The following is a 25,037-nucleotide window of genomic DNA, read 5'->3' as shown; positions in this document are numbered from 1 at the left end:
AAGAGGAAGGGAGAAAAAGATGAATTATAAAATGATCCTGCAGTACGATGGCACGCGGTACAACGGCTGGCAGAAGCAGGGAAATACAGACAACACGATTCAGGGCAAGCTCGAAACGCTGTTGTCCAGGATCGCAGGAGAGCCGGTGGAGATCCACGGCGCGGGCAGAACCGATGCCGGCGTCCATGCGGCGGGACAGGTCGCAAATGCAAAGTTCCATACGGAACTATCCGATGAAGAACTTCTGCAGACAATCAACCATTATCTGCCGGAGGACATCGAAGTCACCAGCCTCGCGCGGATGCCGGAGCGCTTTCACAGCCGTCTGAATGCGGTGGATAAAACATACGAATACCGTATTGTGATCGATGGCAGAAAGCATGTTTTTGAGCGGAAATACGTATATTTTCCGGAAGCGGTACTTGATGTGGAAAAAATGAAAGAAGCATCGAAAGCGTTTATCGGAACGTATGATTTCAGGAGCTTCTGTGCCAATAAACGTATGAAAAAATCGACGGTGCGGACGATTACCGGAATTGATTTCTGCGAGAAAGACGGGATTCTTACCATTTCCTATACCGGAACCGGTTTTCTGTACCACATGGTGCGGATCCTGACCGGAACGCTTGTGGAGGCCGGGATGGGAAAACGGGAGATTGCATCGATGACGGAGCTTCTCAAAGCAAAAGACCGCGAAAGTGCGGGTTTTCTTGCACCGGCGTGCGGACTTCTGTTAAAAGAAGTCCGATATGAATAACTGGAATAATAAGGGCAATGCACCAGCCTTTTTTGCATAAAAATCCGAAAAATGGGCTGTGAATTGATAAATGCAACATAGAAAAGAGAAAGGATGAGGTGAAAAGCATGTTTCAGAAGAAAAGAAATACTTTTCATGGCGGCGTTCACCCGTACGAGGGAAAAGAACTCTCCAAGGACAAACCGATTGCCAAAGCGCAGCCGGGCAGCTTATTGTATTACGCAGTATCACAGCACATCGGAGCGCCTGCTGTGCCGATCGTACAAAAAGGCGACCATGTAAAGGCGGGACAGAAAATCGCAGAAGCGGGAGGCTTTGTTTCGGCTCCGGTTTACACATCGGTTTCCGGTACGGTAAAAGGAATTGAGAAAAAAATTTCCGCGGCCGGTTCTCCGGTGGACTGTATTGTTGTGGAGAACGACGGGCTGTATGAAAAAGAAGCATTTGAGGAGTGCCCTCATTGGGAAAAACTCGATGCAGATACGATCCGGAACAAGATCAAAGAGGCCGGAATCGTCGGAATGGGAGGTGCGGGTTTCCCGACACACGTCAAGGTATCACCGAAAGATCCGTCAGCGATTGACCACATTCTCGTCAATGGTTCCGAGTGCGAACCATATCTGACAAGCGATTACCGCAGAATGCTCGAGGAGCCGGAAACGGTCATCGGAGGCCTGAAAATCATGCTGCATATGTTCCCGAAAGCAAAGGGAGTCATCTGCATTGAGGACAACAAGCCGGACTGTATTGCAAAATTCCGTGAGCTGGTGCTTCCGGAGGACAACATTGAGGTGTTGGAGCTCAAAACAAAGTACCCGCAGGGCGCCGAGCGTATGCTGATCTACGCCGCAACGGGACGCAAGGTCAATTCCTCCATGCTGCCGGCAGACGCAGGCTGCATCGTGGACAACATCGACACCGTAACCGCCATTTACCAGGCAGTCCGTTACGGCGAGCCGCTGATGGGCCGCATTGTTACCGTAACAGGCGATGCCGTACAGAATCCGTGCAACTTTGAAGTGCCGGTCGGCATGCTCTTATCGGAGCTTCTGGAGCAGGCAGGCGGTCTGAAACATGAGGCAGCCAAGGTCATCTGCGGTGGCCCGATGATGGGAAGGGCTCTGTTTACAATGGATGTTCCTGTTACCAAGACAACCTCTGCGCTGACCTGTCTTACGGAGGATGAAGTATCTGCGCTGGCACCTTCTGCCTGTATCAACTGCGGCCGCTGTGTTTCCGTCTGTCCGGGTCAGATTCTTCCGGCCCGCCTTTCTGTTTTTGCGGAGCACGGCGAAGAAGAGAAGTTTCTGAAATACGGTGGAATGGAGTGCTGTGAATGCGGTTGTTGTTCCTTTATCTGCCCGGCAAGACGTCCGCTGACGCAGGAAATCAGCTCGATGCGTAAAGTGCTTCTGGCAAAGAGAAAGAAGAAATAGGGGGATCTTACATATGAATGGATTGTTACACGTATCATCTTCCCCGCACGCGCGGTCCAAGGTGACGACAGACAAAATCATGTTTGCCGTCCTGCTTGCCCTTGCGCCGGCAGCCTGCGTGGGAATCTGGAATTTCGGCCTTCGGGCCCTGCTTTTGATTGCAATTTCGATGGCGGTCTGTCCACTGACGGAATATCTCTATGAAAAAGGCATGAAAAAACCGGTGACGATTACAGATGGAAGTGCACTTGTCACAGGACTTTTGCTCGCCATGAACATGCCGGTGCAGGCACCTCTTTGGATGCCGGTGATCGGTGGTGTGTTTGCAATTCTTGTTGTAAAACAGCTTTTCGGCGGCCTTGGCCAGAACATCATGAACCCGGCGCTTGCAGGAAGATGTTTCCTTCTGATTTCCTTTCCGGGGCACATGACAAACTTTGCCGCCCCGGCAGCCGCACATCTTGTGGATACCGTATCCGGTGCGACACCGCTCGCCGCAGCAAAAGCAGGAGAGCAGGTGAATCTGCTGTCCATGTTCCTTGGAAATACGACCGGAACGATCGGTGAGACTTCCGTGCTGGCACTTCTGATTGGCGGCATTTTCCTTGTCTGCATTCATGTGATGGACCTCAATATTCCGCTCATCTACATTGGAACAGAGCTTTTATTTGCCCTGATTTTCGGCGGCCACGGTTTTGATATCAACTTCCTTGGCGCGCATCTTTTTGGCGGTGGTTTGATGCTTGGCGCATGGTTCATGGCAACCGATTACGTTACCCGTCCGATCACAAAGAAGGGACAGTATATCTACGCGGTCATTTTAGGACTTCTGACCGGTGTATTCCGTATCTTTGGAAATTCGGCAGAGGGCGTTTCCTATGCCATCATCTTTACCAACCTTCTGGTTCCGCTTATTGAGCGCGTGACCGTGCCGGTTGGATTCGGAAGAGGAGGCAAGAAAAAAGCATGAACAAAATCATAAAAAACGCACTGATTCTTGCGGCGATCACGCTGATTGCCGGACTGCTTCTCGGGGCGGCACATCAGGTAACCCTGGAGCCGATTCAGAAGCAACAGGAGAAAGAAAAACAGGAATCTTGCCAGAATGTATTCCCGGAGGCAGCTTCCTTTGAAGAAGTAACGATGAGCGATGCAGAAAAGGCAGAGCTTGCGGCAGCATTAACCGGCCACGGTTTTAATGCCCAGACGATCGACGAGCTGCTGCTCGCAAAAGACACATCCGGCGCAACGATCGGTCTGGTTGAGATCATCTCCACGACCGAGGGCTATGGCGGCGGCATGCAGTTTTCGATGGGAATTGGATCGGACGGAACGACAAAGGGAATCTCTTTCCTGTCACTTTCCGAGACAGCAGGTCTTGGTATGCGTGCCGACACAGACGATTTCAAAAATCAGTTCAAGGATAAAAAGGTAGAAGCGTTCGCCTACACAAAATCCGGCGCATCCGCGGATGATGAAATCGATGCGCTGAGCGGAGCAACTCTGACAACGAACGCTGTAACAAACGGTGTCAATGCAGGAATCTGCTGTTTTAACTACTGCAGTGAATCCGGGCTGCTTTCCGGAGAGGGAGGGAACTCATGAGAAAAGATACGCCGCTGGAACGGCTTTATAATGGAATCATAAAAGAAAACCCGACCTTCGTCATGATGCTGGGCATGTGTCCGACACTTGCGGTTACCACTTCTGCAAAGAACGGTATCGGCATGGGTCTTGCGACGATGGTCATTCTGACCGCTTCTAACCTGATGATTTCCCTGCTTCGGAAAATCATCCCGGATGGCGTGCGCATGCCGGCGTACATTGTTGTCGTGGCATCGTTTGTAACGATCGTAGAATTTTTGATGGAAGGTTTTCTGCCGGAACTTTATTCTGCGCTTGGCATTTATATTCCGCTGATCGTCGTAAACTGTATCATCCTGGGACGCGCCGAGGCATACGCCGGAAAACATAGTCCGCTCCCATCTCTGTTTGATGGTATCGGTATGGGACTTGGATTTACCGTCGGTCTGACGCTGATCGGTATGTTCCGTGAGCTGATCGGAGCCGGCACCATGTTCGATATCCAGGTGATGCCAGGTGCTTATGAGCCGATGAATATCTTTATCATGGCGCCGGGGGCATTTCTTGTGCTGGCAATGCTGGTTGCTGTGCAAAACCGCATCAAACGTCACAAATCGGAAAAAACCGGAAAACCGGCAGTCCAGGCAGAAGAGACCGGCTGTATGGCATGTGCCAATAAGGCGTACTGCCAGGCTGTGAAAGGAAAGGAGAAAGCGAAATGAAAGAACTGATTTTAATTGCCATCGGTGCCGCGCTGGTCAATAACGTTGTCTTAAGCCAGTTCCTTGGCATCTGTGCTTTTCTCGGTGTTTCCAAGAAAATGGACACGGCGGCCGGCATGGGCGGAGCGGTTATTTTTGTCCTTACGATTTCCTCCTTTGTGACGAGTCTGATTTACAAATTTATTCTGGCACCGGCGGATCTTGATTATTTGAAAACAATTGTTTTCATTCTCGTCATCGCGGCGCTGGTACAGCTCGTTGAGATGTTCCTGAAAAAGACGATTCCGTCGCTGTACAGAGCGCTCGGCGTTTATTTGCCGCTGATTACGACAAACTGTGCCGTACTCGGTGTGGCACTCATCAATGTGCAGAAGGATTATACGATTCTGCAGGGAACCGTTTACGGTCTGGCAACGGCGGTCGGTTTTACCATTGCGATGATTCTGATGGCCGGCCTGCGGGAAAAGATGGAGTACAACGATATCCCGGAGTCCTTTAAAGGAATGCCGATCGTTCTTCTTACGGCAATGCTGATGTCAATGGCATTTATGGGATTTTCCGGAATGATTTAGGAGGAAAGAGAAGATGAATGGTATTTTAGCAGCCACCCTGATGGTGGGTGGAACCGGCCTTTTGATAGGTGTTCTCCTCGGAATCGCCGGAAAAAAGTTTTATGTGGAAGTGGATGAGCGTGAGACGAAGGTCCGCGAAGCATTGCCGGGCAACAACTGCGGTGGATGCGGCTATCCGGGCTGTGACGGTGCGGCTGCTGCTGTTGTAAAAGGCGAAGCACCGGTTTCCGTCTGTCCGGTCGGCGGAGCGCCGGTTGCAGCGGCCGTCGGAGCTATCATGGGACAAAAAGTCGATGTACAGGAGCGCAAAAAAGCAGTGGTACGGTGTGCCGGTACGTGTGAAGTGGCAAAGAACAAGTATGAATATACGGGAGCAAGAGATTGTTCCTATGCAGGCTTTGTACCGGGTGGCGGACCAAAAAGCTGCGGAAACGGATGCCTTGGATTTGGAAACTGTGTGAAGGCATGTAAGTTCGATGCGATCCATATTGAAAACGGAATTGCTGTTGTGGATGGCGAAGCATGCAAGGCATGCGGCGCCTGTGTGAAGGCGTGTCCGAGAAATCTGATTGAGCTGATTCCGTATCAGCAGAAGATTACAGTAAAATGCCGTTCAACCGAAAAGGGCAAAGCAGTGATGGCTGCGTGTGAGATCGGCTGTATCGGATGTAAGAAATGTGAAAAGAACTGCCCGTCGGATGCGATCCATGTCGTGGATCAGCATGCGCAGATTGATCCGGCAAAATGTACAGGCTGCGGCCTATGTGCGGAGAACTGCCCGCGGAAATGTATTATGGTAGAAAAATAAAAATGAGAAATTCCATGCTGTGGGAGGGAACCTCTGCGGCGTGGAATTTTTGCTTTTCGGTGATATCGTGTTAGCCAATGCCGGGGGTGGCTGGCTTGACTTGAATTTGGGAAAATGATAAACTGAAAGTCAGAAAACGAGGGGCGAAAAGCTAAAAAAATATAAAATGGCAGAAAGGACGGGGCAAAAGTATGACAATGACAATGGATGAACTGATGAAAGTGCTCGATATGCAGGAGGATATTCTGCAGTTTACGCATTTTACAAATGCAGACGCATGGGAACTGGGAACGATGATCCTGATGGAGGCAAGACGGCGCGGAGCGCAGGTTGGCATCATGATCCGCAGAAGCAATGGAGAAGTTGTATTCCAGTATTGTGATAACGGCATTACGCCGCACAATGTGGAGCTGATGAGACGGAAGAGCAATTCGGTGCTTCTGACGGAGCGGAGTTCGCTGCAGCTCTACATGGCAGCGACGAATGCGCCGGAGAGCGTAAAACAGATGGTACTGGACCCGAAGGAATACGCAATGCTGGGCGGAGGTTTTCCGATCTGCGTGGAAGAAGTCGGCGTTGTGGCAACCGTAGCAGTGTCCGGCATGGGACAGGTTTCGGATCATGATGTGATTGTGAAATGCATTAGTAAATATCTCCATATTGATGAAGTGCCGAGAATCAGAACGGTGTAGAGGGTGGAAACACTGCTCAGGCAAAGGACGTGGCAGAGAGGGAGTTTCTGTAAGCAAAAAAATGGCCGGAAAGGCAGGAACCGACACAATTCGCTGAAAAATCTTGATGATTTTTCGGCTCAGTGTGTCTTGAATTCTGGTGTTGAGCACCAGAATTCATCCTGCCTTTCCGGTCATTTTTTCACTAACAGAAACTAGACCGCCCTCTGCCACGTCCTTTGCCTGAGCAGTGTTTCCACCGGTGTACGTATTGGCGGGATTTACGGTAAAAGATTTTGCATATCTGTAGGTAATGGCGCGTGGAAGGTTAAAGGTTCTCCGGTGATCGGATGGACGAAGGAGAGTGACGCGGAGTGGAGTGCCTGGCGAGGGAAGGTGCCTGGGGTTGGGTTATAGAGGGTGTCGCCGAGCAGCGGATGTCCGATGTAAGCCATGTGGACGCGGATCTGGTGGGTGCGGCCGGTTTCGAGGCTGAGTTCGAGGTGGGAGAAACCGGAGCAGTGCGCGAGGGTGCGGTAATGGGTTACGGAGCGCTCGCCGGAGGCAAAGTCGACGGTGCGCTGGATGAGGGAGCCGTCGAGGCGGGCGATCGGGGCGTCGATGGTGCCGGATGCAGCGGTTTCGCCGAGGGCGAAGGCCTGATACGTGCGGTGGATTTCGCGGGAGCGCATGGCCTGGGAGAGGACGGCGGCGCTTAAGGCGTGCTTGGCGAGCACGATAAGGCCGGTGGTGTCGCGGTCGAGGCGGTTGATGCAGCGGTAGACGAAGGGTTCACCTTTCTGTTCAAAATACCATGCAATGCCGTTTGCCAGCGTATTTTCATAATTTCCAATCGACGGATGAATCGGCGTATCAGCGGGTTTATCCACAACGAGGATGTCGTCATCCTCATACACAACCGAAAACGGAACCGGCCGCGGCAGAATTCCGTCGGAGGGTTCTGTTTCGACAAGGTGCGTTTCGATCACATCCCCGGCGTGCACGGCCTGGCTCGTCCAGGCGCGGACGCCGTTTCGGAAAATGCCGTCCTCTGTGCGTTTTAAGCCCGTAATAATATGGCGCGAATATCCATGCCGGCGGAGAAACCATTCCACAGTCAGATTTTCCCGTTCCTCCTCCGGCGAAACCACATATGTAAACCTGTGTCCCATACACAAAACCTCCGTTTCTATAGCTTTTTTATCGAATGAACCCTGTCATTTCGGGGCAAAATTTCAAAAAGAGACTTTCCCAGTCTTTCGCAAGTATAGCCGAAAACAGATGGAAAAGCAAGAAACTTACCTTTCTATAGCGAAAATATAAAAAAGTATAAAAGTTTCATGAAATGTCAGAATTTGATTGATTTTAGCGAAAGAAAAGTTTATGCTACTAAAAAAGAAAGAAAATCAAGAAACAGGAGGGGATACAGATGAAGCAGGTGCAAAAACCGAAAAAACCCATAATTTTTTATTATGTAATTGCGCTGATCGTCATTCTGCTGTTAAATCTTCTGCTTTTCCCGAGACTTCTCGAGCCCAAAGTAACAGAAGTTGATTACGGAAAATTTTTGCAGATGGTAGATAACAACGAAATCAGCGAAGTCCAGATCCAGTCAAATGAGATTATTTTCAGCGACAAATCAAGCCCGGCGAATTATTATAAGACGGGTGTGATGAATGATTACAAGCTGGTAGATCGTTTATATGAGGCAGGTATTACCGAATTCGGAACGCCGATCATAGAGCAGATGTCGCCACTCATGGAATTTCTTTTAACATGGGTAATACCGATCGTTGTGATGGTTGCGCTCGGACAGTGGCTGATGAAACGCATGACGAGCAAGATGATGGGCGGCATGGGAAATGCGATGAGCTTTGGAAAGAGCAACGCCAAGGTTTATGTACAGTCCGAAACCGGCATTAAATTTGCAGATGTTGCCGGAGAGGATGAGGCAAAAGAAATTTTACAGGAGATTGTTGACTTCCTGCATAATCCCAAAAAATATGAAGAAATTGGTGCAAAAATGCCGAAAGGAGCACTGCTTGTCGGCCCTCCAGGAACCGGTAAAACGCTGCTTGCAAAGGCAGTAGCCGGAGAGGCAAATGTTCCGTTCTTCTCCATTTCCGGTTCTGAGTTTGTAGAGATGTTCGTCGGCATGGGAGCTGCGAAGGTGCGTGACCTGTTCCAGCAGGCAAATGAGAAAGCACCGTGTATCGTCTTTATCGATGAGATCGATACCGTCGGCAAAAAACGTGACGGCGGCGGATTCTCCGGAAACGACGAGCGTGAGCAGACCCTGAACCAGCTGCTTGCCGAGATGGATGGATTCGATGGAAAGAAAGGCGTTGTCATTCTGGCAGCGACGAACCGTCCGGATTCCCTGGACCCGGCACTTCTTCGTCCGGGCCGTTTCGACCGCCGTGTGCCGGTTGAACTGCCTGACTTAAAAGGCCGTGAGGAAATCCTGAAAGTCCATGCGAAAAACATCCGCGTGGGCGACAATGTCGATTACAATGCGATCGCACGTATGGCATCCGGTGCTTCTGGTGCAGAACTTGCCAATATGATCAACGAGGCAGCACTCCGTGCCGTCCGTGATGGAAGAAAATTCGTCACCCAGGCGGATCTGGAGGAGAGCGTTGAGGTTGTCATCGCCGGATACCAGAAGAAGAATAAGATCATGACCGACAAAGAGAAACTGATCGTTTCCTACCACGAGGTCGGCCATGCACTCGTCGCAGCACTGCAGAGCCATTCCGCTCCGGTTACGAAGATCACCATTATCCCGCGTACGTCCGGCGCCCTCGGCTACACGATGCAGGTGGATGAAGATGAGCACAACCTGATGAGCCGCGAAGAGCTGGAAAACAAGATTGCAACGCTGACCGGCGGCCGTGTGGCAGAGGATCTGGTGTTCCATTCCATCACGACAGGTGCTTCGAACGATATCGAGCAGGCAACGAAGGTGGCAAGATCCATGATCACCCGCTTCGGTATGAACGAGGAGTTCGGTATGGTTGCATTTGAGACGGTAACGAACCAGTACCTCGGCGGCGACACTTCCCTGGCATGCTCCGAATCGACAGCAGCACAGATTGATGAGAAGGTTGTTGCAGCAGTCAGAAAACAGTACGACAAAGCAGAGCAGCTCTTAAAAGATAACATGCCGAAACTCCACGAGCTGGCAAAATATCTGTATGAGAAAGAAACGATCACAGGTGATGAGTTTATGGAAATCCTAAATTTATCCCCGGATCAGCTCACGACAACGAGAATTGAGACAAACTAAATCCACAGAATGAGAACGAGAATCCCGCGCTCCGAGGCGACTTCAGCCTTGCGCGGGATTCTTTCTTGTGCTATAATGCTGTAATGCGAAATTATGACACAAAAGACAGAATTTTTCAGGATAGACCAAGAGAATATAAAATATAAGGAGATACGCAATGAAGAAAAAACAGGCATGGAAAGTGATGGGTGCAGTTCTTGCGGGCACACTGGTATTTTCCGATGCAGTTCCGCTCCGTGCCAGCGCATCGGCAGGAACGGAAAAAAGCGCAGTACAGAACGAAACTGTCTCCGGAACGGAGAACGGTACAGAGACAAAGACAAAACGGACAGCCGTTTATGTGAATCTGAAAACCGGCGATGATACGGCAGACGGTACAACGGCAGAGACAGCAGTAAAAACCGTGGAAAAAGCACAGGAGCTTCTTGCAGCTGCAGCGGCAGAACTGCAGGCGGACGGAAAAACAACCGAAAAAAACACTGCTGCAGATACCAGCAGAACGGCAACGGAGGAAGTAGCAGAAAAATATCTGGTATTCGTCGGCATGGATGAAAAAGAGCTGGAAACGTATCGAAAGAAACAGCAGAAAACAGACTTCTGGGGAAGAGTAACAGATACCGTTTTTGCGGCAGATGAAATCGTGGTGACAGAAGCCGGATATGAGGCTGTTCTGGCAGCAGAAAAAGCAAAAGAAACGGTTTCGGAAACACCAACGCTTGCGCCAGGCGAGTCTCCGGCACCGGATGCGGCAGAAGATACCGTAACACCAACTCCGGGTCCGACGGAAACGCCGGATGCAGAGCCGACCGCAGAACCAACGGTGACCCCGGACGCAGAACCGACGGAAACGCCGGACGCAGAGCCGACCGTAACGCCGGCGGAGGAACCAACGGCAACTCCGACACCGGATGCGGACAACGGAGAAGATACAGGGGATACACCAACGGCAGCGCCGACACCGGATGCGGAACCGACCGTAACGCCGGAAGTAACTCCGACGACAGTACCGGGCGAGAATACCGATGACAGTGAAAATCCGGAGAATCCGGAAACTCCGGCAGAAGATCCAACCGTGACACCTGCCCCGGATGATACAGCAAAAGACGATCCTGCAGCAGATGATACAAACCAGGACGATGCAAACCAAGATAACCAGAACGGAACGGGAAATGATGCATCATCGGACCAGTGGAAACAGGATGAAAATCTGGATGACCTTGTAAAAGATGAAATTCAGAAAGAAAACGAAACCGTAAAAAATTTCGATGAAATTTCCAATCCATCCGGTACGGACAGCACAGAAGACGGCTATCTGGTCTCCGATGTCTATCTTTTGATCCAGCCGAGGGCAGTAAGTCTGTCCAGAAGCGTTGTATCAGAGGAGCAGACGGAAACAGCAGAAGCTGAGACGGCGGACGAAGGCGAGCAGGAACTGCTTGCAGCTGCAGAGCAGAAATCCAACCTGAGTGCCGGTGAAATGACAGCAAGTGCAGCCGATGACGTAAGTACGCTGCGTGCCGCAGGAACGATCCTTGTAGGACCGGACAACTACGGAACGAATAAGACATCCACTCCGACTCCGACAGCCACACCGTCGAAGAGCAGCAGTAACAACAGCTCTTCCAATTCCAATACCGGAAGCACAAAGATTCCGCAGAAGAAGACACAGACCACTGTAAGCATCCGCAGCATCCCGGTCAACACCGGCGATGAGACGATGGTGCTTCCGCTGGCGATCAGCTCCGCACTTTCTGCAGCCGTTATGTTCTGCATGGCATTCCTTCAGATGCAGGCAAAACGCGCAAAGAGCATGGCCGCATGGCTGGAATTCAAAAAGAATCATCCGTTTGACGAAGAATAAAGAAACAGGCATATCCGGAAAAGCCATTCCATACATTTACAGTATGGGAGGGCTTTTTCTTATGGAAGAAAAGAAAACATGGGCGGTGGGTGCGGGCAGCGGGATCGGCTGGCTGAAGGCTCTTCTCGTTTCCTATCTGATCTCGGTGCTTCTTCTTTTGCTGTTGTCTTTCCTGCTCTGGAAATTTTCCTGGAAGGAAAGCTGGGTGCAGGCGGGCATTGTGGTGATCTATCTGGCATCAAGCTTTTCCGGCGGAAGAATGGCAGGAAACATGGCGGGAAAACGGCGGTTTCTCTGGGGCATCTGCTTTGGAATCGTGTATTTTGCCATTCTGATCATCGTCTCCGCAGTCTTCCTGCCGGGCGGATTTGCCGGAGCCGGAAGACTTCTGTGGGCGGCAGCAGTCTGTGCCGTCGGCGGAATGGCAGGCGGAATGACGGCACACGGCAGATAAAAGCGGACAAAACAGAACATTTTTTCAAAAAACAGACTTTTAAATTTGAAAAACCTATGCTATAATGGGAAGAGCTAATGGCCGAAGACTATAAAAAAGTCGCGCGTCAACTACAATGAAGGAGGAATGTGCCATGAAACACATCAAAACTTTAAATACAAAAAGCTTACAGAACACTGTAAAAAAAGGTGGATGCGGTGAGTGCCAGACATCCTGCCAGTCCGCATGTAAGACTTCTTGCACCGTAGGCAACCAGAGCTGCGAGCATAAGTAAAAGTAATCCATAAGGACGAGTAAAAGGTGTTCCCAGAACCGGTTTCGCCGGATTTGGGAACATTCTTTTTGCCAGGCACATCAAAAAAAGAGAGAGTTATAGAAAGGAATACCACAGTGATACATTTATATAAAAGCAATGGCTTCAACATGGTGCTGGACGTCAACAGCGGCTCCGTCCATGTTGTGGATGACTGCGTATACGATGTCCTTTCCTGCATGAACGAAGGAAAAAATGCAGAAGAGGCAGCAGAGGCGCTTAGCAGTAAATATGCCGAGCAGGACATCACCGAAGCCAGAGAAGAAATTCAGGAACTTACAGACAACGGCATGCTCTTTACAAAAGACATCTACGAAAACGCAATTGATCAGTTTTCCAACCGTCCGACCGTCGTAAAAGCACTCTGCCTCCACATTGCACACGACTGCAACCTTGCCTGTCGTTACTGCTTCGCAGAAGAGGGCGAGTATCACGGAAGACGTGCACTGATGTCCCTGGAAGTCGGCAAAAAAGCGCTTGATTTCCTGATCGCAAACTCCGGCAGCAGAAGAAACCTCGAGGTAGATTTCTTCGGCGGTGAACCGCTGATGAACTGGGATGTTGTAAAACAGCTCGTAGCCTACGGAAGAGAACAGGAGAAGTTACATAACAAGAACTTCCGTTTCACCCTGACCACCAACGGTGTTCTCTTAAACGACGAGGTCATGGAGTTCTGCAATAAAGAGATGGGCAACGTCGTATTAAGTATTGACGGAAGAAAAGAAGTTCACGATCACATGCGTCCGTTCCGCAAAGGTGCCGGAAGCTACGATCTGATTGTGCCGAAATTCCAGAAATTCGCTGAGCTTCGTCATCAGGACAAATACTATGTGCGCGGAACCTTCACGCATTACAACACAGACTTTGCTGCCGACGTCCTCCATCTGGCAGACCTCGGCTTCAAACAGATCTCGGTGGAGCCTGTTGTAGCACCTCCGACCGAGGATTACGCGATCCGCGAGGAAGACCTTCCGGTGATTTTCGAACAGTACGACATTCTGGCAAGAGAGATGATCAAGAGAGAAAAAGAAGGAAGAGGCTTCAATTTCTTCCATTTCATGATCGATCTGACCGGCGGACCATGTGTTTATAAACGTCTTTCCGGCTGCGGTTCCGGAACCGAGTACCTTGCGGTAACACCGTGGGGCGATTTCTATCCGTGCCACCAGTTCGTAGGACAGGAAGATTTCTGCCTTGGAAATGTTTACGAAGGCGTGAAAAAGACAGAAACTGTCAACGAATTCAAAAAATGCAACGTTTATTCCAAAAAGGAGTGCAGCCAGTGCTTTGCACGGTTCTACTGCAGCGGCGGATGCGCGGCAAACTCCTACAATTTCACAGGTAAGATCAACGATGTTTACGAGATCGGATGCAAGATGCAGCAGAAACGGATCGAGTGTGCATTGATGATAAAGGCAGCTCTGGCCGAAGATTAAAGAAAAGAGGAAAATCGCGACATGATGAAGAAGAAACAGAGTATCATCGCACTCGTCCTGGCAGCCATTGTAACAGTGCTTCTTGGATGGACGATGATCAAAGGATGGGGTCCTACCGGAACCGGTTCGATGAAGAACATCAACCTGGGTCTGGATCTGTCCGGCGGTGTCAGCATTACCTATCAGGCCGTAAAGGACAACCCGACAGACGAAGAAATGTCAGATACCCGCTACAAGCTGGAACAGCGTGCGCAGCAGTACAGCGAAGAGGCACAGGTGTATCTGCAGGGCGACAACCGTATCACCATTGAAATCCCAGGTGCAACCGATGCAACCACCATTCTGGAAGAGATGGGTAAACCGGGAAGCCTGTATTTCATCAAACAGACGAATGATGACGGAACAGAAAACTACACCTATGACAGCTCGACCGGCGAGTACGTTCTGAACGGAAAAACCATCGAAGAGCTCGAGGAGGACGGCTCCGTCGTTCTGACCGGTAAAGATGTGGCAAGCGCAGAAGCCATGCATCAGCAGAACTCCACCACAAAAGCAACCGAGAGCGTCGTTCAGCTGAAAATGACCGACGAAGGAAAACAGAAATTTGCAGACGCAACCCAGGAAGCTTACAGTGCAGGAAAGAGCATCGGTATCTACTATGATGAGAAATTCGTCAGTGTACCGAGTGTAAACGCTGTGATTTCCGATGGTACTGCAGTCATCTCCGGCGGAAACATGGACTGGGATGAAGCAACCAGCCTGGCATCCACCCTCCGTATCGGTTCCCTTTCCCTGGAACTTGAGGAGATCAACTCCAGCGTCGTTGGAGCACAGCTTGGATCTGCAGCTGTTTCCACCAGCGTGAAAGCAGGAGCGATCGGCATTATCCTGATCATCATCTTCCTTGCAGTTGTATACCGCCTGCCTGGTATTGCAGCCGGATGGGCACTGCTCATTTACGTTGAGCTGAACCTGATTGCTTTAAATGCATTTGACCTGACCCTGACTCTGCCTGGTATCGCCGGTGTTATCCTGTCGATCGGTATGGCAGTCGATGCGAACGTTATCATCTACGCCCGTATCGAGGAGGAGATCGGTGCCGGAAAGACGGTTCATGCAGCAATCCGCGACGGATTCAAGAAGGCAGCTTCCGCCATCCTGGACGGAAACGTAACGACTCTGATTGCAGCAGCCGTTCTGTATGCACTCGCAAGCGGAAATGTCCGCGGATTCGCCATGACACTTGCTCTTGGTATTGTTCTTTCCATGTTCAGCGCCATGGTTGTTTCCAGACTGCTGGTCAACAGCCTGTACGGTATGGGACTGAAGGATGCGAAATACTACGGAACCAAGAAAGAGCGCAAGGGATTTCCATTTGTGGAAAAGAGAAAGATCTTCTTCACGATCTCCTGCATTCTGCTGCTTGCCGTTCCGGCCAGCATGATTTTCATGCATCAGACAAAGGGAAGCGCACTGAACTTCGGCCTTGACTTCAAGGGCGGTACTTCCATCAACGTTCCGTTCAACGAGGATTACTCCATCGAAGAGCTGGACAAAGAGGTAGAGCCGGTTGTGGAAGGCGTGACAAAAGATTCCAATATTCAGATGACAAAGGTTGTCGGAGGCAACAATGTCATCATCAAAACACGTTCTCTGACTCTGGAAGAGCGTGAGCAGGTTTACCAGGCAATGGCAGACAATTTCGGAGTCGATACCTCCGAGATCACATTCGACAACATTTCTTCCACCGTAAGTAAAGAGATGAGCCAGAATGCGATGAAAGCGGTTATCATTTCCGTTATCTGTATGCTGCTGTACATCTGGATCCGTTTCCGCGACATCCGTTTCGCATCGAGTGCCATCCTTGCACTGATGCACGATATCGCCATTGTGTTCGGATTCTATGTGGTATCCCGTATTTCGGTCGGCAGCACCTTTATCGCGTGTATGCTGACGATCCTCGGCTATTCCATCAACAGTACGATCGTCATCTTCGACCGTATCCGTGAGAATCTGCCGGAGTTAAAGAGAGAGCCGATCGAGTCCCTGGTTGACCGCTGCATCACGGACACCCTGACCCGAAGTATTTACAGTTCCCTCACCACCTTTATCACCATCTTTGTTCTGTTCGTGATGGGAGTTTCTTCTATCCGCGACTTTGCAGCACCTCTGATGGTTGGTATCGTATGCGGAGCTTACACTTCTGTCTGCATCACAGGTGCCCTGTGGTATGTGATGAAGCACGTTGGAAAAAACAAATATGTGCCGTCCAAAGCAGTACAGAATAAGACAAAAAATAAATAAGAGCAGCAAAACTATAAAGAGAGAAACGCCGGACCGGAAAAGTCCGGCGTTTCCTGCTAACAGGAAAGGGGAGAACATATGAAGAAAGAACGCTGGGTAGTTTCGGCAAAACGCGCCGATTTCCAGGCGATTGCGGACCGGTTCGGCATTGATCCCGTCATCGCCCGCCTGATCCGGAACCGGGATGTGACAGGGGAAAAAGAGATTGAAGAGTATCTCTTCGGAGATCTCGAACAGCTCCATGATCCGCTGCTGATGAAGGATATGGAGCGCGCGGCAGATCTGATCGCAGAAAAAATCCGGGAGAAAAAGCCGATCCGCATCATCGGGGACTACGACATCGACGGTGTTACGGCAACGTATATTCTGCTGACCAGCTTAAAAGATCTCGGTGCCGATGTGGATGTGCGTATCCCGGACCGGATTGCAGATGGATACGGCTTAAATGAGCATCTTGTGCAGTTTGCCGCGGATGAGGGGCGGGACACGATCGTCACCTGCGACAACGGCATCGCGGCGAGCAGTCAGATCCGTCTGGCAAAAGAGCTCGGCATGACGGTTGTCGTGACGGACCACCACGAGGTTCCGTTTGAGGAGGATGAAAACGGAGAACGCCGCTACATCCTGCCGCCGGCGGACGCGGTTGTCAATCCGAAACAGAAAGACTGTTCCTATCCATTTCCGGGCCTCTGCGGTGCGGCCGTCGCATGGAAACTGATCCAGACGATGGAGGCGAAAGCAGGTCTTCCAAAGGAGCACAGCTTCCGCTTTCTGGAATTTGTCGCCATTGCGACGATCGGTGATGTGATGGATCTGCAGGGAGAAAACCGGATTCTTGTAAAAGCCGGCCTTCGGGCGCTCCATAAAACGCAGAACCTCGGCCTGCAGGAGCTGATCCGTGTGCAGGGCATCGAGGCGGAAAACGTGACACCGTATCACATCGGCTTCGTTCTCGGCCCGTGCATCAACGCATCGGGACGGCTTGACACGGCGGAGCATTCGTTAAAACTGCTCTGCGCAAAGACACGTGAGGAGGCCGCAAAGCTTGCCGGGGACTTGAAAGACCTGAATGAAAGCCGCAAGGAGTTGACGCGCCAGGGAGAGGCGAAGGCGATCGAGCTGGTGGAAACCTCTCCGCTGCAGAACGACAAAGTGCTCGTCGTCTATCTGCCGGACTGCCACGAGAGCCTTGCCGGAATCATCGCAGGTCGCCTGCGGGAGCACTTCCACAAACCATCCTTCGTACTCACCAGAAGTGAGGAGGGCGTCAAGGGCTCCGGCCGCTCGATCGAAGCGTATTCGATGTATGAGGAGCTCTGCAAATGCAAAGAACTGATAACGAAATTCGGCGGCCACCCGATGGCTGCGGGCCTTTCCCTCGCAGGAGAGGAGATGATCGAACCGTTCCGCCGGGCACTGAACGATAATTCCACGCTGACGGAAGAGGATTTTGTCGAAAAAGTCGTGATCGATGTGCCGATGCCGATCACCTACATCACCAAAAATCTGATCCGTCAGTTAAGTCTCTTGGAGCCGTTCGGAAAAGGCAACACGAAACCGCTGTTCGCACAGAAAGGACTGACTGTATTAAATTACCGCATTTTTGGAAAGAATAGAAATGTGGTGAAAGTACAGCTTGCCGACGCGGGCGGATACCAGATGGATGGTGTCTATTTCGGCGAGGGAGAAGCGTTCGCCGCATACGTGGATGCACATCCGACCCTCTCGGTAGCGTACTATCCGTCGATCGATACGTGGAACGGACGCGACAAATTACAGATCAATATTCAGAGTTACTTTTAAAGATGCAAAAAAGCCAAGAATCCCCTGGATTTTGGCTCTGTTTTCTATCGGAAACAAAATTGACGCAGAAGAATATTGATGCTATACTGTAAGGTGAATTGTCAAACCCTGACGAAACGGAGGAATATTTTATGAAAAAGGTAGAGGATTACGTAAGAAGTATTCCGGATTTCCCGGAACCGGGTATTATTTTCAGAGATGTAACGAGTATCCTGCAGGACGCAGACGGACTGCAGCTTGCTATAGATGAGATGCAGCATTTTGTAGAAGAAGTAGATTGTGATGTAATCTGCGGAACCGAGTCCCGCGGCTTCATTTTCGGTATGCCGATCGCCTACAATCTGCACAAACCGTTCGTGCCGATCCGTAAAAAAGGAAAACTTCCTCTGGAGACCATTGAGGAGAGTTATGATCTGGAGTACGGCAGCGCAACGATCGAGATGCACAAAGACTCCATCAAACCGGGCCAGAAGGTAGTCATCATCGATGACCTGATTGCAACCGGCGGTACCGTGGAGGCCTGTGCAAAAATGATCGAGCGCCTCGGCGGCGAAGTAACCAGAATCGTGTTCCTGATGGAGCTTGCCGGCTTAAAAGGACGCGAAAAACTGGCAAAATATGATGTAAAATCTGTCATCCGTTACGATGGCAAATAACGTATCCAAGAAGCGCAGGGGATAATCATAAGAGCGGAGGGATACATATGGAAGAAGAGAAAAGAATCAGTGAAGAAGAATTAAAAAAGGATGTGGCGGCAGCAGAAGCCAGAATCCGCAAGACGGACGATTTTACAAGTCCGGAGGAATTATACGGGGAATTAATCGCTTCTGTGAAAAAATATCATCCATCGGACGATATTTCCCTGATCGAAAAAGCATACCGCGTGGCAGCGGATGCACATAAGGACCAGAAAAGAAAGAGCGGGGAACCGTACATCATCCATCCGCTCTGTGTGGCAATTATCCTGGCAGATCTGGAGCTCGACAAGGAGTCGATCGCGGCAGGCCTTCTGCACGACGTTGTCGAAGATACCGTCATGACCGAAGAAGAGCTGACCGAGGAGTTCGGCCCGGAGGTGTCCCTGATTGTAAGCGGTGTCACAAAGCTGGCACAGCTGAAATATTCTGCGGATAAGGTCGAGGAGCAGGCAGAAAACCTGAGAAAGATGTTCCTTGCGATGGCAAAGGATATCCGCGTTATTCTGGTAAAACTGGCGGACCGTCTGCACAACATGCGGACCGCACAGTACTGGTCGCCGGAGACGCAGAAGAAAAAAGCGCGTGAGACGATGGATATCTATGCCCCGATTGCACAGCGCCTCGGTATTTCCAAGATCAAGGTCGAACTCGATGACCTTTCTCTGAAATATCTGGAGCCGGATGCGTACTATGAACTGGTGCAGAAGGTCAGCATGAAACGGGAGCAGCGGCAGGAGTTTGTCGATGCGATCGTAAAAGAGGTGACCCGTCATATCCACCAGGCCGGCATTGAGGCAGACGTCAACGGACGAATCAAGCACTTTTTCAGCATCTACAAAAAGATGGTCAACCAGCACAAGACGCTGGATCAGATCTATGACCTTTTTGCGGTCCGCATCATCGTGGAATCCGTCAAAGACTGCTATGCAGCGCTCGGTGTCATCCATGAAATGTACACGCCGATCCCGGGCCGTTTCAAAGATTACATCGCGATGCCGAAGCCAAACCGTTACCAGTCCCTGCATACAACCCTGATCGGACCGAACGGACAGCCGTTTGAGATTCAGATCCGTACTTATGAGATGCACCGGATTGCAGAATACGGTATCGCGGCACACTGGAAATACAAAGAGGCCTCCGACGGCAAGAAACCGGGACCGGAGCAGGAAGAGGAAAAACTGACCTGGCTGCGCCAGATTCTGGAGTGGCAGCAGGACATGGCGGACAATCATGAGTTCATGAACCTCTTAAAGAGCGATCTTGACCTGTTTGCCGACAATGTTTACTGTTTCAGCCCGGCGGGCGATGTCAAAACGCTTCCAGTCGGATCGTGTGCCATCGATTTTGCTTATTCCGTCCACAGTGCGGTCGGCAACAAGATGGTCGGAGCGAGGGTCAACGGAAAACTCGTGCCGATCGAGACGGAACTTCACAACGGAGACCGCGTCGAGATCATCACCTCGCAGAACTCCAAGGGACCGAGCCGCGACTGGCTGAAAATTGCGAAGAGTTCCCAGGCAAAGAGCCGCATCAACCAGTGGTTCCGCCAGCAGAACAAGACGGACAACATTGTCAAAGGCAAGGAAATGCTCACCAACTATGCAAAGCTGAAGGGCAAAAACCTTGGAATCTATACGAAACCGATGTACGAAGAGGCTGTCATGAGAAAGTACGGCTTCCGCGACTGGGATTCCGTTCTTGCAGCCATCGGCCACGGCGGCTTAAAAGAGGGCCAGGTACTCAACAAGCTGATTGAGACGTACGAAAAGCAGCATAAAAAAGAGATCACCGACGAGCAGGTGCTCGAGGCGGCATCCGGAGAGAAAGTTCTGCCGGTTGGAAAGAGCAAGGGCGGCATCGTCGTGCGCGGTATCCACGATGTGGCAGTTCGATTCTCCAAATGCTGCAATCCGATCCCGGGCGATGAGATCGTGGGCTTTGTCACAAGAGGACGCGGCGTGACCATTCACCGCACCGACTGTGTCAATGTCCTGAATCTGCCGGAATCCGAGCGGGCGCGTCTCATTGATGCCGAATGGCAGGCAGAGGACAACGGCGGCTCTCTCTATACCGTGGAGATCAGCGTTTACGCAAACAACCGTACCGGTCTTCTGGTGGATATCTCCAAGATCTTTACCGAGCGGAAGATCGACCTTGCGGCGATGAACGTGAGAACGAGCAAGCAGGGAACGGCTTCCATCGATGTGACGTTCGACGTGCACAACAACGAAGAGCTGAACAGCATCATCGAGAAGGTGCGCCAGGTGGAGAGCGTGATTGATATTCAGAGATCGAGAGGATAAAAAGGAGAAAAGCGTATGATAAAGGTAAATTACCGGGCACTTGGAATGCTCTCGACAAACTGCTACGTTGTGGAAAATCCGGACAGCCAGAAGGTGCTGATCGTGGACCCGGGCGATTCGCCGCTGGAGATTGAACGCCAGATCGACGAGATCGACGGCGACCCGGAGGCCATTCTGCTGACCCATGGCCATTTCGACCATATGCTGGCAGCGGATGCGCTGCGGAAAAAGTACCATATCCCGGTCTATGTCCATGAAAAAGAGCAGCACCTGCTGGAGGATCCAAAGGAAAATCTTTCCGGGCTCTGGAGCAAACCGTACACGATGCAGGCGGACAAAACCGTAAAAGAGGGCGATGTGCTGCATCTCGCAGATTTTGAAATCCACGTTCTTGCGACACCAGGGCACACGGCAGGCGGTGTCTGCTACTATATTCCGGCAGAGAAAACACTTTTTTCCGGTGATACGCTGTTCTGCGAGTCCTACGGAAGATACGACTTCCCGACATCCTCCGGCAGAGAGCTGATCGCGTCGGTCAAGCGCCTGTTAAAAGAGCTTCCCGGGGATGTGACCGTGTATCCGGGCCACAACGATGAAACTACGATTGAACATGAAAAGAGGTACAATCCCCTTGCTTAATATCAGCCTTTGTTTTAACAGAAAAGATTTTGAATACGATGTGTATTCCCTGATCAAGGCATTCTATCCGGGCTGTGAGATTACCTCATGGTACGAAGAGGATGGGGAGCCGGACGGGAAATTTGCATATTATGATACGATCACATACGAGGCAGATCAGATCTGTTTTTCGATTGCAGACGAGAAACATGAGACGCTCGCTTCGCAGTGTGAGGCGGTGGAATATGAAAAAGACCGCCATGAAACGAAAAATGTCCTGAAACGGATGGTATACCGCACGCTTTCCGAAGTGAGCGGCAAAGAACTTCCATGGGGCGATCTCACCGGCATCCGTCCGACGAAAATTCCGATGAAGATGCTTGAAGAGGGAAAGAAGAATGTAGAAATCGCAAAATATATGCGCGAAACCTACTACACCAGCCCGGAAAAGACGGCACTTGCGATCACGATTGCCAACCGGGAAAAGGACGTTTTAAAGACGATCGACTACGAACACGGTTACAGCCTGTACATTGGCATCCCGTTCTGTCCGAGCATCTGCCTGTACTGTTCCTTCGGCTCCCATGTGTTAAGCCGCTGGGAGCATATGGTAGATCCGTATCTCGATGCACTGATCAAAGAACTGACCTTTATCAGTGAGAACATGAAGGATTACACCCTTGATACGATCTACATCGGAGGCGGTACGCCGACCACGCTGAATGCGGCACAGATGGAGCGCCTGCTCACGAAAGTGACAGAGCTCTTCCCGATGGAGCAGGTGCAGGAGTTCACCGTGGAGGCAGGACGGCCGGATACGATCAATGAGGAGGTCTTAAAAGCCATCCGCAAATTCCCGGTCACCCGTATTTCGATCAATCCACAGACCATGAACCAGGAAACGCTGGATCTGATCGGACGCCACCATACCGTGGAGGAGATCGAGGAGAAATTCCGTATGGCGCGTTCCCTTGGATTTGACAACATCAACATGGATCTGATCGTCGGTCTGCCGGGCGAGGACAAGGAAAAAGTGGCGCATACGTTGGAAAAAGTGGAAGCGCTGAATCCGGATTCCCTGACCGTCCATTCCCTTGCGTTAAAGCGTGCAACGAGACTCAACCTGTTCAAAGACAAATATCAGGAGATCTCGTTTGAAAACTCTGCCGAGATCATGAAAATGACGATGGACAGCGCACACCGCATGGAGATGGGACCGTATTACATGTACCGCCAGAAAAATATGGCGGGTAACTTTGAGAATGTCGGCTACTCCCGCGAAGGAAAAGCAGGCATCTACAACATCCTCATTATGGAGGAAAAACAGTCCATTCTGGCCGCGGGAGCCGGAGCGTCCACGAAATTCGTGTTTGAACACGGAGAGCGCATTGAGCGGGTGGAGAACGTGAAGGATCTGAAAAACTACGTGGAGCGTATCGATGAAATGATCGAGAGAAAGCGTATCGGAATGGAGAAGTATCTGCCAAAATGAAAGAAAATTCCAGTCAGCAGCTTCACATGCTGCGCTATACCCTGACCGAGCAGCTCATCCATGGCATGGAAGTGAGCAATTTAGCTTACGATCTTGCGCGGGAACTGGGGTATGAGAAAGAAATCTGCTATGAGCTTGCAAAAGCGGGCGTTCTCCACGATATCGGAAAGATTGTACTGGAGAATTACGTAGAAGAACAGGATACGCTCGTCGTCGAGGAGATGCGCTTTGTGCGGACCCATTCCACACTGGGCTATGAACTCCTGCAGGGACGCGGCTACTCCGATTTTGTGCTGGAGAGTATTCTGTATCACCATGAAAATTATGACGGAACCGGGTATCCGGCCAATCTGGCGGGAGAAAAGATTCCGTTTGGGGCGCGTATCTTACGCATCTGTGATGTGTACTGCGCGCTGACCTCCGACCGCCCGTACCGGAGTGCGTTTACGCGGGAACAGGCGATGGAGCTTATGACAGAAGAAGTCAAAAATTTCGATCTGAAAATGTTCCTGGCATTTCAGAGAGTGATCCACAGCGGCAGCCAGAAAGCGATCGAGCTTTCTGATGTCGATGAATTGATCCGGGAAATCATAAAGGAGAAAACAGAAAATGGCATTAAAAAAGAAACCGGTTACCGGAATGAAAGATATTTTACCGAAAGAAATGGCAATCCGTGACTACGTGATCCGTCTGATCAAGGAAACTTACGGAACCTTCGGCTTTACCTCCATGGAGACCCCATGCGTGGAGCATATCGAAAACCTGAACAGCAAACAGGGCGGCGAGAATGAGAAACTGATTTTCAAGATCTTAAAAAGAGGAGAGAAGCTGAAACTCGAGACCGCTGAGAAAGAAAACGATCTCGTAGACAGCGGCCTGCGTTATGACCTGACCGTTCCGCTCTGCCGTTACTATTCCAACAACGCAAACGAGCTTCCGTCCCCGTTCAAAGCACTTCAGATGGGAAATGTATGGCGTGCAGACCGTCCGCAGAGAGGAAGATACCGCCAGTTCATGCAGTGCGATATCGATATCCTTGGCGAGCCGACCAACCTCGCAGAGATTGAGCTGATCCTTGCTACCACCACACTGCTTGGAAAACTGGACTTCAAGAACTTTACGATCCGTATTAATGACCGCCGCATCTTAAAAGCAATGGCAGCCTACAGCGGATTCCCGGAGGAGTCCTATGACACCGTATTTATTATCCTCGATAAGATGGATAAAATCGGTCTTGAGGGCGTTGCCAAAGAGCTCGAGGAAGCCGGCTTTGCAAAAGAGTCCGTAGAGAAATACCTGAAAATGTTCGAGGAGATCACCCCGGATACCGCAGGCGTAGAGTACTGCCGTGAGAAACTCGAGGGATTCCTTGACAAAGAGTACGCAGACGGCCTGAAGATCATCATCGACAGTGTCAATGCCGTGAAGACCGCAGAATTCAAGATCGCTTTCGATCCGACTCTGGTGCGCGGAATGTCCTACTACACCGGACCGATCTTCGAGATCGCTATGGATGAGTACGGCGGATCTGTCGGAGGCGGCGGACGCTACGATGAAATGATCGGAAAATTCACCGGAAACCAGACCTGCGCATGCGGATTCTCCATCGGATTTGAGCGTATCGTTATGCTTCTGCTTGAGAGAGATTACCAGATCCCGGGCGCACAGAAGAAAAAAGCGTACCTGATCGAGAAAAACATGCCGGCAGAGGGAATGCAGAAGATCATTCAGCAGGCGACAAAAGAGAGAAGTGAAGGCACGGCCATCAACATCGTCGTGATGAAGAAGAACAAGAAATTCCAGAAAGAGCAGCTTGCCAGCGAGGGCTACACTGAGATTGAAGAATTTTTTGTTGACAAAATGTAAGGAATATCCAATAATAGTAATCGCATGAAAAAACGATGTGCTGCGGATGC

22 protein-coding genes are annotated in these 25,037 nt (G+C 50.7%); 21 read left to right on the top strand and 1 reads right to left on the bottom strand.

Features of this window, described 5'->3' with window-relative positions:
• The first annotated feature begins 19 nt into the window (after positions 1 to 19).
• From truA to ACY2VT_RS03330, 8 genes are all read left to right on the top strand, one after another.
• On the top strand, positions 20 to 757 hold the full coding sequence (gene truA / locus ACY2VT_RS03365; RefSeq protein WP_461878872.1) for a tRNA pseudouridine(38-40) synthase TruA: 738 nt from the start codon (positions 20 to 22) through the stop codon (positions 755 to 757).
• Between the two features lie 107 nt (positions 758 to 864).
• The gene (gene rsxC, locus ACY2VT_RS03360) at positions 865 to 2,193 is read left to right on the top strand and encodes an electron transport complex subunit RsxC (protein WP_461878871.1); all 1,329 of its coding nucleotides are present in this window, start codon (positions 865 to 867) and stop codon (positions 2,191 to 2,193) included.
• Between the two features lie 13 nt (positions 2,194 to 2,206).
• Positions 2,207 to 3,163 (top strand): RnfABCDGE type electron transport complex subunit D, encoded by a 957-nt coding sequence (locus ACY2VT_RS03355; protein ID WP_461878870.1) that lies wholly within the window; start codon positions 2,207 to 2,209, stop codon positions 3,161 to 3,163.
• Complete coding sequence (locus tag ACY2VT_RS03350; RefSeq protein WP_461878869.1) at positions 3,160 to 3,798, top strand: FMN-binding protein; 639 nt, start codon at positions 3,160 to 3,162, stop codon at positions 3,796 to 3,798. The genes ACY2VT_RS03355 and ACY2VT_RS03350 overlap by 4 nt, the downstream gene beginning before the upstream one ends.
• Positions 3,795 to 4,499: an electron transport complex subunit RsxE gene (gene rsxE / locus ACY2VT_RS03345; protein WP_461878868.1), complete on the top strand. Its 705-nt coding sequence runs from the start codon at positions 3,795 to 3,797 to the stop codon at positions 4,497 to 4,499. Before ACY2VT_RS03350 ends, rsxE begins: the two co-directional genes overlap by 4 nt.
• Positions 4,496 to 5,071: an electron transport complex subunit RsxA gene (gene rsxA, locus ACY2VT_RS03340; protein ID WP_461878867.1), complete on the top strand. Its 576-nt coding sequence runs from the start codon at positions 4,496 to 4,498 to the stop codon at positions 5,069 to 5,071. Before rsxE ends, rsxA begins: the two co-directional genes overlap by 4 nt.
• A 13-nt stretch (positions 5,072 to 5,084) precedes the next feature.
• Positions 5,085 to 5,879, top strand: coding sequence for an RnfABCDGE type electron transport complex subunit B (locus tag ACY2VT_RS03335; protein WP_461878866.1), 795 nt, complete (start codon positions 5,085 to 5,087; stop codon positions 5,877 to 5,879).
• Positions 5,880 to 6,070: 191 nt separating this feature from the next.
• Positions 6,071 to 6,571: a heme-degrading domain-containing protein gene (locus ACY2VT_RS03330; protein ID WP_022461366.1), complete on the top strand. Its 501-nt coding sequence runs from the start codon at positions 6,071 to 6,073 to the stop codon at positions 6,569 to 6,571.
• Positions 6,572 to 6,831: 260 nt separating this feature from the next.
• Here the strand turns inward: ACY2VT_RS03330 and ACY2VT_RS03325 are convergent, their stop codons facing one another.
• Positions 6,832 to 7,722, bottom strand: a complete 891-nt coding sequence (locus tag ACY2VT_RS03325) for an RluA family pseudouridine synthase (RefSeq protein ID WP_461878865.1) — start codon at positions 7,720 to 7,722, stop codon at positions 6,832 to 6,834.
• 257 nt (positions 7,723 to 7,979) lie between these two features.
• Here ACY2VT_RS03325 and ftsH point away from each other — a divergent pair, with 257 nt between their 5' ends.
• From ftsH to hisS, 13 genes are all read left to right on the top strand, one after another.
• A complete protein-coding gene (ftsH, locus tag ACY2VT_RS03320) occupies positions 7,980 to 9,839 on the top strand; it encodes an ATP-dependent zinc metalloprotease FtsH (RefSeq protein ID WP_238061039.1) in 1,860 nt (619 codons plus the stop codon).
• A 157-nt stretch (positions 9,840 to 9,996) separates the two neighbouring features.
• The gene (locus ACY2VT_RS03315; RefSeq protein WP_461878864.1) at positions 9,997 to 11,700 is read left to right on the top strand and encodes a hypothetical protein; all 1,704 of its coding nucleotides are present in this window, start codon (positions 9,997 to 9,999) and stop codon (positions 11,698 to 11,700) included.
• A gap of 61 nt (positions 11,701 to 11,761) precedes the next feature.
• Positions 11,762 to 12,154: a TIGR04086 family membrane protein gene (locus ACY2VT_RS03310; protein ID WP_022461130.1), complete on the top strand. Its 393-nt coding sequence runs from the start codon at positions 11,762 to 11,764 to the stop codon at positions 12,152 to 12,154.
• Between the two features lie 133 nt (positions 12,155 to 12,287).
• The gene (gene scfA, locus ACY2VT_RS03305; protein WP_022461131.1) at positions 12,288 to 12,428 is read left to right on the top strand and encodes a six-cysteine ranthipeptide SCIFF; all 141 of its coding nucleotides are present in this window, start codon (positions 12,288 to 12,290) and stop codon (positions 12,426 to 12,428) included.
• A gap of 116 nt (positions 12,429 to 12,544) precedes the next feature.
• Positions 12,545 to 13,903: a thioether cross-link-forming SCIFF peptide maturase gene (gene scfB, locus ACY2VT_RS03300; RefSeq protein WP_117509255.1), complete on the top strand. Its 1,359-nt coding sequence runs from the start codon at positions 12,545 to 12,547 to the stop codon at positions 13,901 to 13,903.
• 24 nt (positions 13,904 to 13,927) lie between these two features.
• Positions 13,928 to 16,207 carry a protein translocase subunit SecD gene (secD, locus tag ACY2VT_RS03295; protein WP_461878912.1) on the top strand — a complete coding sequence of 760 codons (2,280 nt, stop codon included), beginning with the start codon at positions 13,928 to 13,930 and terminating at the stop codon, positions 16,205 to 16,207.
• Positions 16,208 to 16,285: 78 nt separating this feature from the next.
• Positions 16,286 to 18,010 (top strand): single-stranded-DNA-specific exonuclease RecJ, encoded by a 1,725-nt coding sequence (recJ, locus tag ACY2VT_RS03290; protein WP_461878863.1) that lies wholly within the window; start codon positions 16,286 to 16,288, stop codon positions 18,008 to 18,010.
• Between the two features lie 131 nt (positions 18,011 to 18,141).
• Positions 18,142 to 18,666: an adenine phosphoribosyltransferase gene (locus tag ACY2VT_RS03285; protein WP_117509253.1), complete on the top strand. Its 525-nt coding sequence runs from the start codon at positions 18,142 to 18,144 to the stop codon at positions 18,664 to 18,666.
• Positions 18,667 to 18,713: 47 nt separating this feature from the next.
• Positions 18,714 to 21,011, top strand: a complete 2,298-nt coding sequence (locus tag ACY2VT_RS03280; RefSeq protein ID WP_055265315.1) for a RelA/SpoT family protein — start codon at positions 18,714 to 18,716, stop codon at positions 21,009 to 21,011.
• A 15-nt stretch (positions 21,012 to 21,026) separates the two neighbouring features.
• Positions 21,027 to 21,650, top strand: a complete 624-nt coding sequence (locus tag ACY2VT_RS03275; protein WP_461878862.1) for an MBL fold metallo-hydrolase — start codon at positions 21,027 to 21,029, stop codon at positions 21,648 to 21,650.
• Positions 21,622 to 23,121, top strand: coding sequence for a coproporphyrinogen dehydrogenase HemZ (gene hemZ, locus ACY2VT_RS03270; protein WP_461878861.1), 1,500 nt, complete (start codon positions 21,622 to 21,624; stop codon positions 23,119 to 23,121). Before ACY2VT_RS03275 ends, hemZ begins: the two co-directional genes overlap by 29 nt.
• Positions 23,118 to 23,798, top strand: coding sequence for an HD-GYP domain-containing protein (locus tag ACY2VT_RS03265; RefSeq protein WP_461878860.1), 681 nt, complete (start codon positions 23,118 to 23,120; stop codon positions 23,796 to 23,798). The genes hemZ and ACY2VT_RS03265 overlap by 4 nt, the downstream gene beginning before the upstream one ends.
• Positions 23,731 to 24,987 (top strand): histidine--tRNA ligase, encoded by a 1,257-nt coding sequence (hisS, locus tag ACY2VT_RS03260; RefSeq protein ID WP_461878859.1) that lies wholly within the window; start codon positions 23,731 to 23,733, stop codon positions 24,985 to 24,987. The genes ACY2VT_RS03265 and hisS overlap by 68 nt, the downstream gene beginning before the upstream one ends.
• Positions 24,988 to 25,037: the final 50 nt, after the last annotated feature.

Origin of the sequence: Fusicatenibacter sp. (assembly GCF_050872605.1) — a bacterium.
Classification (GTDB): Bacteria; Bacillota; Clostridia; order Lachnospirales; family Lachnospiraceae; genus Fusicatenibacter.
Note: the sequence above shows the minus strand (reverse complement) of the source record. Positions and strands in the feature narration are given on the sequence as shown.